This is a genomic window from Flagellimonas lutimaris (assembly GCF_003581615.1).
Taxonomy (GTDB): Bacteria; Bacteroidota; Bacteroidia; order Flavobacteriales; family Flavobacteriaceae; genus Flagellimonas; species Flagellimonas lutimaris.
The window spans coordinates 924,088-939,847 of sequence record NZ_QXFH01000070.1 but is presented as its reverse complement, the minus strand read 5'-3'; the positions used below and the strand labels follow the sequence as shown (position 1 = coordinate 939,847).

Sequence of the window (15,760 nt, the reverse complement as noted above, 5' to 3'; positions counted from 1 at the left end):
ATCTGAAATTCGATTTTATCATGAGATTTACAGCAACTAAATCATCATTGTTCAAACCTAATCATAAATTCTAGTGCTAAACCAACCCAGATTACGGATATACATACCATTACTACAGAATTCGGAAAGTGTATTTGATTTACTGATAATCAATAGCTTATATTTATCTAAAATTTAAGACTTACATGCAAGAAAAACTGGACATCAACACCGTAGGTGATTATCTAGCCTTGAGAAGACAGGAGGTCCAGCACCCATTAGTGGGTATAGTCGATTTTAATCATGTGGAGGAAGACGGAAATACGATCAAAGGTTACGATGCCCTGCATTTTAATTGCTATGCAATCTTTATTAAGGATACCAAGGGTTGCAAAATAAAGTATGGGGGCAAGGACTATGATTATGATGAAGGCACCTTGGTTTTTATAGCACCCAACCAAACCATTGGTCTGGGAAACTATCCGCCACACTACAAACCCAAAGGGTATGCTATGCTTTTTCATCCCGACCTGTTATTGGGTACGGAATTGGGGCGCAAAATCCATTCCTATAGTTTTTTTGCCTATTCCAGCAACGAGGCACTCCATCTATCTAGCAAAGAGCGAAAGATACTTTTAAGCCTGTTGGAAAAAATACAGTTTGAACTAGAGCAAAATCTTGATAAGCACAGCAAAAAGCTGATTGTGGCCAATATCGAGCTATTTTTGGACTATTGTAGTCGTTTTTATGACCGTCAATTCTTGACACGTGAAATTGAAAACGTAGGGTCTTTAGAAAAATTCGAGAATCTGTTGAACGAGTATTTCGCGTCAGATAAACCACAAAAAATTGGTACTCCATCGGTTGGTTACTTTGCGAAACGATTGCACCTTTCTCCCAATTACTTTGGTGATTTGGTAAAAAAAGAAACCGGTAAATCCGCGCAAGAGTATATTCAGAATAAACTTATAGAGGTTGCCAAAGAAAGAGTGTTTGATCCCAATAAATCGGTCAGTGAAATAGCTTATGAGCTTGGGTTTAAATATCCGCAGCACTTTACACGGTTATTTAAGCAACGCGTAGGGCATTCGCCCAGTGAATTTAGGACCTTGAACTAACGGAAGTTTTGACTTAAGAATTACTCGGAAGAATTCCTCTCAAGTTCCAATAAAATTAAAAAAACAAGCCCCGCAAATTTAAATTTGCGGGGCTTTTCGTTGGCCTACTAGGACTCGAACCTAGAACGACTGGACCAAAACCAGCTGTGTTGCCAATTACACCATAGGCCAGTACCGTATTTGAGCGTGCAAATTTATAACAAAGTTTGGTTTCAACAAATATTTTTGACAAGAATACATGCTATTTTTCTTAAGTATGGGTGTTAAAGGTTTTCCAAAAATGGCTATTCTTCTATTCTATATTTACTAAATTCGCCACAATTCGGTTAACAACCAACTCTATGTTTGCAAAAGACTTCAAAAAATGGGACACCATCCTAGGGTGGGTTTCCTTCGCTATCGCGTTTATAGTTTATGCCCTGACCGTTGAACCCACAGGAAGTTTTTGGGATGCAGGGGAATACATTTCCACCTCAGCAAAATTGCAAGTCGGGCACCCTCCAGGAGCGCCGTTGCTACAAATGATAGGAGCCTTTTTTGCCTTGTTCGCCTTTGGTGACGAAACCAAAATAGCGCTTATGGTCAATGCAGTATCCATAGTTTCAAGTGCTTTCGCTGTATTGTTCACCTTTTGGACCATTACCAACCTTGTCGGAAAAATGATCTCCAAAAAAAGTGAAATGACCAATAGCAAAGCTATTGCCATTTTTGGAAGCGGACTTGTTGGTGCACTTGCCTTTACCTTCTCCGATAGTTTTTGGTTCAACGCCGTAGAGACCGAAGTATATGCCATGGCCAGTTTAATTATGGCTCTTTTACTTTGGTTAGGTTTAAAATGGACGGACAACTTGGGAGACCCCAGAGGTCACCGCTGGCTCATGCTTATCTGTTTTGTGATCGGGCTTACCTTCGGAATCCAGTTTATGGGCTTTTTGGCCATTCCTTCCATAGGCCTACTCTATTATTTCAAAAAATATAAAACTACTACGGTCAAGAACTTCTTATTGGCCAATATTGCCGTGATTGCGGTTCTTATTTTGGTTTACAAATTCTCTTTGACCTATGTATTGGAACTTTTTGGTTGGAGCGAAGTGTTCTTTATCAATGAAATTGGGCTTCCGTTCAACTCAGGTTCCATCATTATGGGACTAGTTTTTGTCGCAGCCTTTTATTTTGGACTCAGATATACCCGAAAACATAATTATTACAATGCGAACATTATTGTTCTCTGCTTGATGTTCTTGATTCTTGGGTTTTCATCGTGGTTGATGTTGCCTATTAGAGCAAACGCCAGAACCGTAGTAAACGAAAACAATCCTGCCGATGCAAGGGCCTTATTGGCCTACTACAACAGGGAACAATACCCTGGTGTGGACAGTCCTGTGTATGGCGCTTATTATTCAGATACTTTTGCTCCTTCGGGAGAAGATAGGGATGATAGCCCCAAGTATGAAAAAGACTTGGAATTGGGCAAATACGTTATTGTAAACCACTACAAAGGTGCAATCCCCGGACCCAATGAAAAACACGTTGGTATTTTGCCCAGAATGTGGAGCGACCAGCATGCCGAAAACTATATGCGCTACTTTGGCGCCTTGGATTTCCGTATTAAATCGGAATACATTTCCAACAACGACCTAAGAGAAGCCGTAAATCAATTTAAGACAGCCTATTCTCAAGGAGAGCTAGATTCTGAACAATACATCCGCTTTTTACGGGAGTTTGGAGAGTATATTGAGGTAGAGCCGCCAACATTAGGGCAAAACCTGGAATATATGTTCGATTTCCAGTTCAGTTATATGTACATGCGCTACTTCATGTGGAATTTTGTCGGAAAGCAAAATGATCTTCAAGGTAGATACGATGAAAATGGAAATTGGCTGAGCGGCATCAATTTTATTGACAGTATTCGACTGGGAAGTCAAGAAAATCTGCCTAGTGACTGGAAAAACAACAAAGGTAGGAACACCTATTTCTTCTTACCATTGCTTTTAGGAATTCTGGGCATCGTGTTTCAGATTTCCAAAAACCCAAAACAGTTCTGGGTGCTTTTTGTGTTCTTTATGTTCACCGGACTGGCTATTCAGTTTTATACCAACCCCTATATCTTCCAACCTAGGGAAAGAGATTATTCCTTGGTGGGATCCTTTTACGTTTTCTGTATTTGGATAGGCATTGGGGTCTACGGACTCTTTGAAGAGTTTAAAAAGATAATGTCCCCAAAAATTGCTGCACCGGCCATCGCTACTTTATGTTTATTGGCAGTGCCCTTGTTAATGGGATACCAGAATTGGGACGACCATGACCGTTCGAACAGGTATACCGCACCATCAACCGCAAAAGCTTATCTAGATTCCTGCAAAGAAGATGCAGGGGCCATATTGTTTACCATTGGGGATAACGACACCTTCCCAATTTGGTATGCACAGGAAATTGAAAACTATAGAACCGATGTTCGCGTGGTCAACACCAGCCTATTTGCCACCGATTGGTACATCGACCAAATGAAACGTAAGGCTTACGAGAGCGACCCTATCCCTTCTCAATTGACCCACGACAAATATAGTTATGGAACTAGAGACGCGGTTTATTACCAAGGCATCACGGAAAATCGTTGGAACATCAAAGATTTTATGAACTGGATTGGCAGCGATAAGCCACAGACCAAATTCAGGCATATTTTAACCAATCAAGGTGCCGATTTGAGCAACTATTCCGAAAGCACCTTGGATATTGTGTACTATCCGACCAACAAAGTCAGGATTCCCGTCAACAAACAAAATGTACTGGAAAGCGGATTGGTCAAGGAAAAAGATTCCGCACTTATTGTGGATTATATTGATATTGATTTACCTCAGAGTGCACTTCCAAAAAACAGAATATTGATGTTGGATTTGATTGCCAACAACGATTGGAAACGCCCCATTTATTTTTCTGGAGGAAGTTTTGACAGTGCCGAATACATTTGGATGAAGGACTATCTGCAATTGGATGGTTTGGTGTATAAATTGGTACCCATCAAAACCCCGAACCGAAACTCCTTTGAAATGGGCCGTATTGATTCTGATTTGATGTACGACATTGTTAAGGATTGGGATTGGGGCAATTCGGGAAGTGATGAAATTTATCATGATCCACAAACACGTTCGCAAGGACTATCCTTCCGAAGTAATTTGGCCCGTTTGATGGAAACCCTCATTGAGGAAAACGACATTGATAAGGCCAAGGATGTTATCAATATTGCCATGGAGAATATGCCTGTGGAGCATTATTATTTTTATGCCTTTGTAGAACCATTTGTTGATGGATACTACAAAGTAGGCGAAACCGAAAAGGCACGTGAACTATTCGGCAAACTGAAAAAGGTGTATCAAGAGCATTTGGAATATTATTCCAACATACCTTTGGATGAGCAATACGATAAAATTGATGACATACTATCCGATATGCAGGCCTACCGAAGAAACATTGATATCCTAATTGAAAACGGCGACAAGGAACTCGCAGAATCCGAAACTGTGATTTTTAACGAGTACATAGATATGTTCTCCCAGTTTGTGGGCGACGAAGAAGATGTATTGGACGAACCGATACCCTTGGACCCTGATTTGGAAGATTCCATTCCGTTGGACACCATAGAAAGTGTCCCAGACTCTATACTACCAAAAGAATAAATAGCATAAAAAAAGCGAGGTTTTTACCTCGCTTTTTTTATTGGATATATTCGTTTAATATTCCTATAAGTGTATTGGCGTCCTGCTCACCGCTTTGGCGCCACACCATCTCACCTTTCTTGTAGATCATTAAAGTAGGCAACCCCTTTATCCGAAGTGCCTGTGAAAGTTCTTTGTTCTTGTCCACATCAATTTTAATAACCTTTCCCTTATCGCCAAGGGCTGCGGCCACATCACTCAAAACAGGATGCATGGAAGTGGACTGTTCATTCCATTCTGCATAAAAATCTAATAGTACAGGGACTTGTAAATCTATAAGTTCTCCGAATTTGGACATGTATTCTCAGGTTTACAGTCAAAAGTAAGAAAAAATGCGAATGTTTTTACAGCCAGTCAATACTTGAAGTCAAACTCAAGATGATATCATCTCGGTAAAGGTATCCAGGACAAAAAACTAAACCCTGGCCTTATTGGTTGCCCAAACCTATTTTAAATATACAAATGATTAAAAAAAACTTGAAATGCTTTCATGTTGATTGTCAAGACATTGACACTAGTATAAAATTTATGACATTTATCATTACTTTTAGTCCACTAAGTTTATAGGTTTACACCTGAATTAACACAACAGCAATTGACTGACCATTAACTTACTATTCAGCCACTTACTGTGTAAAACCTCTAACAATGAAAAAATTCATTTTTACACTTGGTGCTCTATTCATGACCACAGTCACATTTTCGCAAGCCGGACACATCATGCAAGGTGTGGGCTCGGTAAATATGTCAATGGGGGGTGCCGCTACCGCCCAGCCTTTGGATATTTCTGGTGCGTTGCATTGGAATCCTGCCACAATTTCTGCTTTTGATGAGGACATAATCAAATTGGACGTCGGATTGTTCTTTTCTTCTCCAGAACTGAGCTCAACTGTTCCTGAATTTGATAACGAAGGACAGCCTACAGGTAACTTTTTCAGTGGAACTACCGAGGATGACCGTGGGATTTCTCCAATGCCAGCATTGGCTGCTGTATGGAGTAAACCGGACAGCAAGCATACTTTTGGTGCATCTGCCTTTGGTATTAGCGGATTTGGGGCAACCTTCCCCGAAAGTATGTCTAACCCCATAAACATGCCTCAGGCCAATGGAGGGTTTGGTAGGATTGAATCCGACTATATGCTTTTCCAAATTGGATTGGCATGGGCTTACGAAATAACCGATGAACTTTCATTTGGGCTGCAACCCACATTCAATTATTCTGCTTTAGAATTGATGCCCAACCCAACAGCCAACCCTAACCAAGCAGGTTACCCTTCAACAGATAAAGCTTCCGCACTAGGTTTTGGTGCCCAAGTAGGATTGTTCTACAATTCAAACTCTGGATTTAAAGCTGGGGTATCCTATAAAACAACTCAAAATTTTGGGGACTTTGATTTGGACAACACTTACTTGGATGGATCAACGGCAACCAATTCATTTAATATGGATTATCCGGCCATTCTATCCTTTGGTTTAGGCTACTCTTTAGGAACCATAGACCTAGCGCTTGATTACAGAATGGTGGACTATGAAAATACAGATGGTTTCTCTTCTGTTGGTTGGACTGAAACTGCCTCCGTTGCAGGTTTTGGATGGGAAAACATTAATATTATTTCCGCAGGAATCCAATATAAGGGTATCAACAAACTACCTATTCGTTTAGGGTACACCTATAGTTCCAATCCTATCAATAATGATGTGGCATTCTTTAATATTCCAGCGACAGCTATCATTAAAAACGCTTTTCAAGTAGGTTTAAGCTATGAGGTAAGTGATAGATTCCAATTAGATTTGCTTTACCACTACGGTACAAGTGGCGATGCTACTTCCGGCCCGGTATTGAACCCACAGTTCATTCAGAATTTTCCACCCTATGGAGCTATTCCGGGTAGTGAAGTATCCTACGATATGACCACCTCTATGATCGGTATTGGAGCATCGTTAAAACTTTAAACAACAAGTACATAACCAACTCTAACCAAAAAGGCACTGAAATTTATCAGTGCCTTTTTATTTTTGGAAGTTTTATATTATGCCAATCCTTTTTTCTTTAAAGTGATTACTGAAATCTCCGGCCAAATACCAAAACGGCCCGGATAGCCAATAAATCCGAATCCTCTGTTTACGTTAATAAATTGTTCCATTTCCTTGTAAATGCCCGCCCAGTATTTATAGCGCCATTTTACAGGACTCCATTTTACCCACCCTGGGATTTCGACCCCAAACTGCATGCCGTGGGTATGCCCGCTCAAAGTTAAATGAAAATGGTAATCATCATGTATCACCACATCTTCCCAATGCGATGGGTCGTGGCTCAATAATATTTTAAAGTCTTCTTTGGAAACACCTTCTTTGGCTTTCTGTAGGTCACCCGCTTTTTTAAATCCACCACGTCCCCAGTTTTCTACTCCGACCAAAGCAATTTTATGCCCGTCTTTCTCTAAAAAGCGGTTAGTATTTAAAAGCAAGTCGAAGCCCATTTCTTTCTGCATAACTTTGAGGTCCTCCAAGTTTTTTTCCTTCTCTTCCTCAGTGTCCCAAACCGCATAATCCCCATAATCGTGGTTACCCAAAATGGAAAACACTCCATCCTTGGCATCCAAACGGGAAAAGACATCTTTCCATGGTTCCAACTCGCTCGAACGGTTGTTGACAATATCTCCGGTAAAGAAAATTACATCACTATTTTGTTCGTTGACCAAGTTGACCCCATATTCTACCTTCTTATAATCATCAAAACTACCGCTGTGCACATCGGATATCTGGGTAATCTGATAATTGTGAAACGCATCGGGAAGGTCATCGAACTCCAGCTCATACTTCAACACCTGATAGTTGTATTTTCCGCGGTACATCCCATATAACAAAGCCCCAAAAGGCAAAGCTGCCAGGCTTAAGGCAATACCACTTACAAACTTTCTACGGGAAGGAAGAAAACCTGCATCAGCATCGGAAACACCCGCAATTTTATTATATCCAAAGCCTATCAATCTAACAATGTCCTCCAACAAAAGGAAGAACCCCAACACCAAGGCCAATAGAAAAAATGCGGCAAAGATACTTCCTGCTATAGCAGCAGTCCCTTTGAACCCATCTCCGGGATCGTAGGTAATCACTTTTATGGTCAAAAAAATCAAGGCCCCCAAGAAAAGAACAATGTAGGTCCAATGCATCAATGGACTTTTGAACAAAGTTTTGAAAGCTTGAAAACCATAAACGGCCAATACCACATACAGGATTGACAAAACGATAAATCGGGACATACAATTTTTTTACAAAATTAGAGCTAATCTGCTATTAAACAGTGTATTTAAACTTTATTTAACGGCTTCAACTATCGATGCAAGGGTATCTACACTTGAAACAGCCACCTCATCTTCCACTAAATGTTTTGTGGAATTCATACTGATTTTCCCCTCCAAGTTCAATCGATTCCCAAAAGAAGTTCCGGAACAATGGATGGCTCTTAGGCCAATATCCTTAAATTTTGATGCATTTTTAGGGGAAACTCCACCACCAGCCATGATGGTGAGCGATGTTTGTTTTTGCCAAGCATCAAGATGGTTGACACCTTTTTCCGCTGATGTCTCTCCGCCCGAGGTCAATATCGTTTGCACGCCCAAGTCTTCCAACTGCTTGATGGCTTCCAAAGGTTCCGCTACCCAATCAAAGGCACGATGGAAGGTGAAATGCATCGGCTTCGCCAAATCCACCAAAGCCTGGGTTCTTTCCATATCCACCGAAAAATCATCCATCAAAATTCCAGAAACAATACCTTCAACACCCAACTCTTTACAAGCCAAAATATCAGCTTTCATTACTTCAAATTCAGCATCGGAGTAGGTGAAATGACCACCCCTCGGACGAATCAAAACATGAACCGGAATATTCAATTCCTTTTTCACCAAGGTAATCAGTCCAACGGAAGGTGTAACACCCCCAACGCCCAGTTCGGAACAAAGTTCTATTCTATCGGCTCCTGCCTTTTCAGCGTTCAAGGCCGATTCCAAGGAATTGGCACAAACTTCTACCAGCATATTGTATCTTTATAACCCTTAAAATTAAACATACCAAACCATGGAACGACGCAAATTCCTAAAAAATTCCAGCCTATCCGCAGCCGGGCTGGTTTCCGCCTCCACATTGGTCGCTTGTAAAACAGAACCAAAGCCCGAAGCAGTCCCTGCCGCAATGGTACCCACTACTCCAAATCCTATAAAACCCATTGTAGTTTGTACATGGAACTTTTTCAATGCTTCGGAAAAAGCATGGAAAGTCTTAAAAGAAGGAGGCAATGCTTTGGATGCCGTGGAACAAGGTGTAATGGTGGAAGAAGGGGACGAAACTAACGAAACGGTAGGCAAAGGAGGGCGCCCCGACCGTGATGGCAATGTGACTTTGGATGCCTGCATTATGGACAAAGATGGTAATTGTGGCGCTGTGGTTTGCATGGAAAATATTGTCCATCCCGTTTCCGTAGCCAGAAAGGTGATGGAGGAAACCCCACATATTATTTTGGCTGGTAAAGGAGCCGAAAAGTTTGCCTACGAACAAGGGTTTAAAAAAGAGGATTTGTTCACCGAAAGTACCAAAAAACAATACGAAGAGTGGTTAAAAACCTCCAAATACGAAACCACTATCAACATAGAAAACCACGATACCATTGGTATGTTGGCCATTGATGAAAACGGGGATATTGCCGGTGCATGCACTACGAGTGGAATGGCATACAAAGTAGCTGGGCGTGTTGGGGACTCCCCCATTATTGGCGCCGGACTTTTTATTGACAATGAAGTGGGCGGTGCCACGGCGACGGGGGTTGGCGAAGAAGTCATCCGTACCGTGGGCAGCTTTTTGATTGTAGAATTGATGCGACAAGGCAAAAGTCCACAGGAAGCCTGCGAAGAAGGTGTAAAACGAATCATGAAGAAAAACGAAGGCCGCAAAGATTTCCAAATCGGGTTTTTGGCCATCAACAAAAATGGGGAAACAGGCGGTTACTGCGTACACCCAGGATTTACCTATCGCGAATATTCCGATAATGGACACAAGAACAGAGAAGTCATTAGTTTTTATGAATAGAGATTAGACTCAATACCGCTTCGCTGATAGATTCAAGAATAAAGACTCCTGAAATCTTATATCTGATATCTGACATCTTTTAAACCGCAATTCGTACATTTAAAAACTCGTACTTCTAACTTTGTATTTCAAAAAATTTATAAAATGTCTGACCAAAAAAGACTGTTTCTTCTAGACGCCTACGCACTTATATTTCGTGGTTATTACGCCCTGATCAAAAACCCACGAATCAACTCCAAGGGAATGGATACTTCAGCTATTATGGGGTTTGTGAACTCCCTTTTTGATGTGATCAAACGGGAAAATCCCGACCATTTGGCGGTGGCTTTCGATAAAGGAGGAAGTGTGGAGCGTACCGAGCTTTTTGAAGACTACAAAGCCAATCGCGACGAAACGCCCGATGCTATCCGCATTGCGGTGCCTTATATCCAACAAATTTTGCAAGCCATGAAAATTCCCGTTGTGGAATTGGAAGGCTATGAGGCCGATGACCTTATCGGAACTTTGGCCAAACAGGCTGAAAAGGAGAATTACAAAGTCTTTATGGTAACGCCCGATAAGGATTTTGGGCAATTGGTGAGCGAGAACATTTTTATGTACCGCCCTGCAAGAATGGGCAATGGTATCGAAATTTGGGGTATTCCCGAGATTCAGAAACGATTTGGCGTAAAACGTCCAGAGCAAGTTATTGATTATTTGGGCATGATGGGCGATGCGAGCGACAACATTCCGGGATTGCCCGGTGTTGGAGACAAGACAGCCAAAAAATTCTTGGAGCAGTTCGATTCTTTAGAAGGCTTGCTGAGCAATACGGACCAGCTCAAGGGCAAAATGAAAGAAAAAGTCGAGGACAATGCCGAGTTGGGTCGCTTGTCAAGAAAGTTGGCTGAGATTAAAACCGACTGTGATGTGCAATTCCATGCGGAGGATTACGAAATGTGTCCGCCAGATGCCGAAAAAGTGCAGGAAATCTTCGAAGAACTCGAGTTTCGCAGACTCAAAGACCAATTCATAAAAATATTTTCGGGAGAGGCAGAAACCAGCACTCAAGTGACCAGTACCAAAACAGCCAAAGAAGAGGCCAAAGTTGCAGGAAGTGGTCAGTTTACCCTATTTGGAGGAGACCCTTCGGATGCTGCAGCCACCATTAAAGATGTAAACAGCCGAAAAACCATTGCCGACGTCTCCCATTTTTACCAGAACGTAAAAGAGGGGTTGGATATGGAACTCTTTTTGGAAATGTTGATGAAGCAGCCCTCCGTTTGTTTTGATACGGAGACCACTTCCCTTAATCCTTTGGAGGCAGAACTGGTGGGCATTGCCTTTAGTTGGTCGCCTGGAAAAGGGTTCTACGTACCTTTTCCCGATAATGAAAACGATGCCAAACCGCTAATTGAAAAATTGCGTCCGTTTTTCGAGTCGGAAACCATCGAAAAGGTGGGGCAAAACCTGAAGTATGACATCAAAGTGATGCAAAACTACGGGGTGGAGGTAAAAGGCAAATTGTTTGATACCATGTTGGCCCACTACCTCATCAACCCCGATATGCGCCACAATATGGATGTGCTTGCGGAAACCTATCTCAACTATACGCCGATTTCCATTACCGAACTTATCGGAAAAAAGGGCAAGAACCAGCTCAGTATGCGACAGGTTCCTTTGGAAAAGCAAACGGAATATGCGGTGGAAGATGCCGATATCACCTTTCAATTAGGGTTAAAATTCACCCCAGAGCTGAAAGAGGCCCATACCGATACATTGTTTGATGAAATCGAGATTCCGTTGGTTCGCGTATTGGCCGATATGGAACTGGAAGGCATCAATCTAGACAAAGATTATTTGAATGGCCTTTCAGAACAATTGGACATCGATATAAAGGAACTGGAGCAAAAAATATATAAAGAGGCCGGTGAAGAATTCAATATTGCCTCGCCAAAACAGTTGGGTGAGATTCTTTTTGGCAAACTGAAGCTAGTGGACAAGCCGAAAAAGACCAAAACAGGTCAGTTTTCCACTTCGGAAGATGTACTCTCCTATTTGGCGAAGGACCATGAGATTATCAAAAATGTGTTGGACTACCGAGGATTAGCTAAGTTAAAAAGCACCTACGTGGATGCGTTGCCCAACGAAGTGCAGCAAAAAACTGGTCGGGTGCACACCGATTATATGCAGACCGTAGCTGCAACAGGCCGTTTGAGCAGCAACAATCCAAACTTGCAGAATATCCCCATCCGAACGGAACGGGGACGACAAGTGCGAAAGGCTTTTATACCACGAGATGAAAACTATGTGTTGTTGGCCGCGGATTACTCCCAGATAGAGTTGCGTATTATTGCGGCATTGAGCGAGGAAGACACCATGATTTCCGCCTTTAAAAACGGTGAGGACATTCACGCTTCCACGGCATCCAAAGTATTTAATGTGCCCATTGAGGAAGTGACCCGCGAACAACGTAGCAATGCCAAAACGGTGAACTTTGGGATTATTTATGGAGTTTCGGCCTTTGGATTGAGCAACCAAACAGATTTGAACCGTACCGAGGCCAAGGAACTTATCGACACCTATTACAAAACCTACCCGAAATTGCGCAATTATATGAGTGAGCAGGTGGATTTTGCAAGAGACAACGGTTATGTACAAACAGTTTTGGGGCGTCGTCGTTATTTAAAGGATATTAATGCAGGCAACCAAGTAGTTCGCGGTGCAGCGGAACGCAACGCCGTAAACGCGCCCATTCAAGGAAGTGCGGCGGATATCATTAAAATTGCGATGATCAACATCCACAAAAAGCTTTCCGAAGGACAATACAAGACCAAGATGTTGTTGCAGGTGCACGATGAATTGGTGTTCGATTGCTACAAACCCGAGTTGGATGAAATGAAGGAACTTATTAAAACCGAAATGGAGCACGCCTACGAACTCTCTGTGCCGTTAGATGTAGAAGTGGGTATTGGTGAGAATTGGTTGGAGGCACATTAAGGCATGTTTTTTGATTCCTCTTTTTTATGGAAAAGCATTTTGCAATATTCTTACTTGTTTGCCTCACTACACTTTCTTTTAGTTGTGATTATTCATTAGAAAATAACCAAGATGACAAGTTGAGTGAATTGACTTCCTCAAAGATATTTTCAGATAAATTTTTAGAGTTTCAAGGTGACCCTGATTTTGAAGTAATTAACCTTGAAAACGTTTCAAATTTTAGCACCTTGATTGATCGAATGCAAACATTATCCTGTGAGGATAAATATACAGGCATCACTTATCAGTTTAACGATACAATCTATCATCAATATGGTTACGTGGAGTGTCCAACTAGCGATGTCATTTCATGCTTTATGAATAGAAATACAATTCATATTAAAAATGATTCTTTAATGAATTATCGAGCTTCTCTAGATAGCCTCTATCCAATTAATTCACTTGCCCACCAGTTGAATACAATGAAACACGTGGATTATTACAATTCTGTTGGAGAACCAGTTCTGAAACAAATCTTGATTTACTTAAATATAGAAGATCATTATCCCATTTCTAAGACCAAGGAAGTTCTAGCTGAGGTTGAAAAACAATTTACAAAAGCGAATAAGGAAAAAAGCGATAATTATTATCGATACATGATATTTTTTGAAAAATATAGTAAAACCGATATCCCTCTGCCTCCACCGCCTCCTGAGTTAAAGGATTAGCAAAATTTATATCTTATATCAAATCTATTCCATTAGTTTGTAAGAGAAAGCAAAGACTGCAACAAAGTCAATAGTTTGTAGCAGATTGATCAACACTTATTTTAGACCTAAATGAAACCCTCCAAAATAATACTCCCTGTCATCGTGTTGTCGCAGTTTTGCTGCACCTCGCTTTGGTTTGCGGGCAACGGGGTCATGGGCGACTTGGTAGCCACCTTTGGGTTGAGCGAAAGTGCGGTAGGGCATTTGACCTCCGCAGTTCAATTTGGGTTTATCGTGGGTACCTTGGTGTTTGCCATTTTATCGATTGCCGACCGATTTTCGCCATCCAAAGTATTTTTTTGCTGCGCCGTTTTGGGCGCACTTTTTAATTTAGGAGTCATTTGGGAAGGCAATGGTTTGGCCAGCATCCTATCCTTTCGGTTTTTTACAGGTTTTTTTCTCGCGGGCATCTATCCCGTAGGAATGAAAATTGCAGCAGATTATTATGAGAAAGGCCTTGGCAAATCCCTTGGGTATTTGGTAGGCGCATTGGTGGTCGGCACCGCATTTCCGCATTTATTAAAAGAGATGACCCAAGCGTTGTCTTGGAAAACGGTGCTGATGTCCACTTCATTCTTGGCCGTTTTGGGCGGAGCTTTAATGGTAGGGTTGGTACCCGACGGACCATTCCGAAAACCGAGTCAAAAAATCCATTTATCCGCTTTTTTAAACGTGTTTCAAAATAAACCTTTCCGCTCCGCCGCCTTCGGGTATTTTGGACACATGTGGGAACTCTATGCGTTTTGGGCCTTTGTACCCATTATGTTACAAACCTACGTGTTGGTTCACCCAGTAACATCATTCAACATACCATTATTATCGTTCCTGATCATTGGCATCGGAGGTTTGGCCTGTGTGTTGGGCGGTTATGTGTCACAATCAGCAGGAACCAAACGCGTGGCTTTTATGGCACTCTTACTTTCCTGTGCTTGCTGTTTGATTTCTCCCTTGCTTTTCGCCCAGGAATCGGAAGTGGTTTTTGTTGCTTTTCTCATTTTTTGGGGCATGGTGGTCATCGCAGACTCTCCCCTATTTTCCACCTTGGTGGCACAAAATGCATCCGCAGAAATAAAGGGTACAGCACTAACAATTGTGAACTGTATCGGTTTCGCCATCACCATCATCAGCATTCAATTGCTCAATGAAATGCGAATCTGGACAAGCTCCAATATGGTTTATATGATTTTGGCCCTAGGTCCAATTTTGGGTTTGATTGCATTGGTTTCAAAAAACAAAGTATCATCGAATTAATCACTATCTTGAGACGTCGTTTTTGAATCAACTTCAATAACCTACATTACATCAAACTAAACTACATAAAATGAAAACTATCAAACTCCATTTGCTATTGCTTACAGCAGCATTAGCAAGCTGTGGAAATCCAAACCCCGAAACCGATGCAACTACGGAGCCACCTGAACAGGTTCAAGAAGAACGAGAGTTCTATCAGCTCAAAATCTATTCCTTTAGCTCTGAAGACCAGATATCGGCCACGGACAATTACCTAAAAAATGCCTTTATGCCTGCCGTAAAAAAGCAAGGCATTGACAAGGTCGGCGTTTTTAAATTTCGCACCAATGAAACCGATACGGTACAAAAAACCTACGTGCTACTTCCTTTTGAAAGTTTAAAGCAATTTAAAGTGTTGGACCAACAACTTATGGAAGATGAAGAATATGTGACAGCAGGCAACGCATACATCAATGCCAATTATGACAATCCTCCCTATGATCATATAGAGTCTATCCTACTACAGGCTTTTACCGATATGCCCATGATGAAGGTTCCTAATTTGGACAGCCCAAGGTCCGAACGGATTTATGAATTGCGCAGTTACGAATCCCCCACCGAAAAATACTATCGTAACAAAGTGGATATGTTCAATGCAGGTGGCGAGGTAAAACTTTTTGACCGTTTGGATTTCAATGCGGTGTTTTATGGCGAAGTACTTTCCGGGCCCAAAATGCCCAATTTAATGTACATGACTACCCATGCCGATATGGCCACGAGAGAGAAAAATTGGGAAGCGTTTGTAGATTCACCGGAGTGGAAGGAACTCAGTGCCCTGCCCAAATATGAAAACAACGTTTCCCATGCGGACATTTGGTTCCTCTACCCTACCGAGTATTCCGATTATTAA

At 41.7% G+C, this 15,760-nt stretch carries 11 protein-coding genes and 1 tRNA gene; 8 read left to right on the top strand and 4 right to left on the bottom strand.

The window, feature by feature from the left end; genetic code table 11:
• Nucleotides 1-185: 185 nt before the first annotated feature.
• Complete coding sequence (locus tag D2V08_RS08660) at nucleotides 186-1,097, top strand: helix-turn-helix domain-containing protein (protein ID WP_119607631.1); 912 nt, start codon at nucleotides 186-188, stop codon at nucleotides 1,095-1,097.
• Nucleotides 1,098-1,196: 99 nt separating this feature from the next.
• Here D2V08_RS08660 and D2V08_RS08655 read toward each other — a convergent pair.
• A tRNA-Gln gene (locus tag D2V08_RS08655) sits at nucleotides 1,197-1,268 on the bottom strand.
• Nucleotides 1,269-1,438: 170 nt separating this feature from the next.
• Here D2V08_RS08655 and D2V08_RS08650 point away from each other — a divergent pair.
• Entirely contained in the window at nucleotides 1,439-4,771 is a 3,333-nt protein-coding gene (locus D2V08_RS08650; RefSeq protein WP_119607630.1) for a glycosyltransferase family 117 protein, read from the top strand.
• Between the two features lie 37 nt (nucleotides 4,772-4,808).
• On the opposite strand, the gene D2V08_RS08645 is transcribed toward D2V08_RS08650, so the two are convergent.
• Complete coding sequence (locus D2V08_RS08645; RefSeq protein ID WP_100817192.1) at nucleotides 4,809-5,108, bottom strand: thioredoxin family protein; 300 nt, start codon at nucleotides 5,106-5,108, stop codon at nucleotides 4,809-4,811.
• 350 nt (nucleotides 5,109-5,458) lie between these two features.
• On the opposite strand from D2V08_RS08645, the gene D2V08_RS08640 reads away from it, so the two are divergent.
• On the top strand, nucleotides 5,459-6,763 hold the full coding sequence (locus D2V08_RS08640) for an OmpP1/FadL family transporter (RefSeq protein WP_119607629.1): 1,305 nt from the start codon (nucleotides 5,459-5,461) through the stop codon (nucleotides 6,761-6,763).
• A 77-nt stretch (nucleotides 6,764-6,840) separates the two neighbouring features.
• Here D2V08_RS08640 and D2V08_RS08635 read toward each other — a convergent pair whose 3' ends face one another.
• The gene (locus tag D2V08_RS08635; RefSeq protein ID WP_119607628.1) at nucleotides 6,841-8,073 is read right to left on the bottom strand and encodes a metallophosphoesterase; all 1,233 of its coding nucleotides are present in this window, start codon (nucleotides 8,071-8,073) and stop codon (nucleotides 6,841-6,843) included.
• 54 nt (nucleotides 8,074-8,127) lie between these two features.
• The gene (locus D2V08_RS08630) at nucleotides 8,128-8,847 is read right to left on the bottom strand and encodes a copper homeostasis protein CutC (protein WP_119607627.1); all 720 of its coding nucleotides are present in this window, start codon (nucleotides 8,845-8,847) and stop codon (nucleotides 8,128-8,130) included.
• 40 nt (nucleotides 8,848-8,887) lie between these two features.
• Here D2V08_RS08630 and D2V08_RS08625 point away from each other — a divergent pair, with 40 nt between their 5' ends.
• The 5 genes from D2V08_RS08625 (at nucleotide 8,888) to D2V08_RS08605 (ending at nucleotide 15,760) form a co-directional block, all read left to right on the top strand.
• Nucleotides 8,888-9,892 (top strand): isoaspartyl peptidase/L-asparaginase family protein, encoded by a 1,005-nt coding sequence (locus D2V08_RS08625; RefSeq protein ID WP_119607626.1) that lies wholly within the window; start codon nucleotides 8,888-8,890, stop codon nucleotides 9,890-9,892.
• A gap of 144 nt (nucleotides 9,893-10,036) precedes the next feature.
• Entirely contained in the window at nucleotides 10,037-12,871 is a 2,835-nt protein-coding gene (gene polA, locus D2V08_RS08620; protein WP_119607625.1) for a DNA polymerase I, read from the top strand.
• Between the two features lie 26 nt (nucleotides 12,872-12,897).
• Nucleotides 12,898-13,578, top strand: coding sequence for a hypothetical protein (locus D2V08_RS08615; RefSeq protein WP_119607624.1), 681 nt, complete (start codon nucleotides 12,898-12,900; stop codon nucleotides 13,576-13,578).
• A 111-nt stretch (nucleotides 13,579-13,689) separates the two neighbouring features.
• Nucleotides 13,690-14,871: an MFS transporter gene (locus tag D2V08_RS08610; protein WP_119607623.1), complete on the top strand. Its 1,182-nt coding sequence runs from the start codon at nucleotides 13,690-13,692 to the stop codon at nucleotides 14,869-14,871.
• A 70-nt stretch (nucleotides 14,872-14,941) separates the two neighbouring features.
• Nucleotides 14,942-15,760, top strand: a complete 819-nt coding sequence (locus tag D2V08_RS08605; protein ID WP_119607622.1) for an NIPSNAP family protein — start codon at nucleotides 14,942-14,944, stop codon at nucleotides 15,758-15,760.

Coding starts and splice junctions, on each gene's coding strand:
- D2V08_RS08660 (WP_119607631.1), top strand. CDS start 186: ATGCAAGAAAAACTGGACATCAACACCGTAGGTGATTATCTAGCCTTG.
- D2V08_RS08650 (WP_119607630.1), top strand. CDS start 1,439: ATGTTTGCAAAAGACTTCAAAAAATGGGACACCATCCTAGGGTGGGTT.
- D2V08_RS08645 (WP_100817192.1), bottom strand. CDS start 5,108: ATGTCCAAATTCGGAGAACTTATAGATTTACAAGTCCCTGTACTATTA.
- D2V08_RS08640 (WP_119607629.1), top strand. CDS start 5,459: ATGAAAAAATTCATTTTTACACTTGGTGCTCTATTCATGACCACAGTC.
- D2V08_RS08635 (WP_119607628.1), bottom strand. CDS start 8,073: ATGTCCCGATTTATCGTTTTGTCAATCCTGTATGTGGTATTGGCCGTT.
- D2V08_RS08630 (WP_119607627.1), bottom strand. CDS start 8,847: ATGCTGGTAGAAGTTTGTGCCAATTCCTTGGAATCGGCCTTGAACGCT.
- D2V08_RS08625 (WP_119607626.1), top strand. CDS start 8,888: ATGGAACGACGCAAATTCCTAAAAAATTCCAGCCTATCCGCAGCCGGG.
- polA (WP_119607625.1), top strand. CDS start 10,037: ATGTCTGACCAAAAAAGACTGTTTCTTCTAGACGCCTACGCACTTATA.
- D2V08_RS08615 (WP_119607624.1), top strand. CDS start 12,898: ATGGAAAAGCATTTTGCAATATTCTTACTTGTTTGCCTCACTACACTT.
- D2V08_RS08610 (WP_119607623.1), top strand. CDS start 13,690: ATGAAACCCTCCAAAATAATACTCCCTGTCATCGTGTTGTCGCAGTTT.
- D2V08_RS08605 (WP_119607622.1), top strand. CDS start 14,942: ATGAAAACTATCAAACTCCATTTGCTATTGCTTACAGCAGCATTAGCA.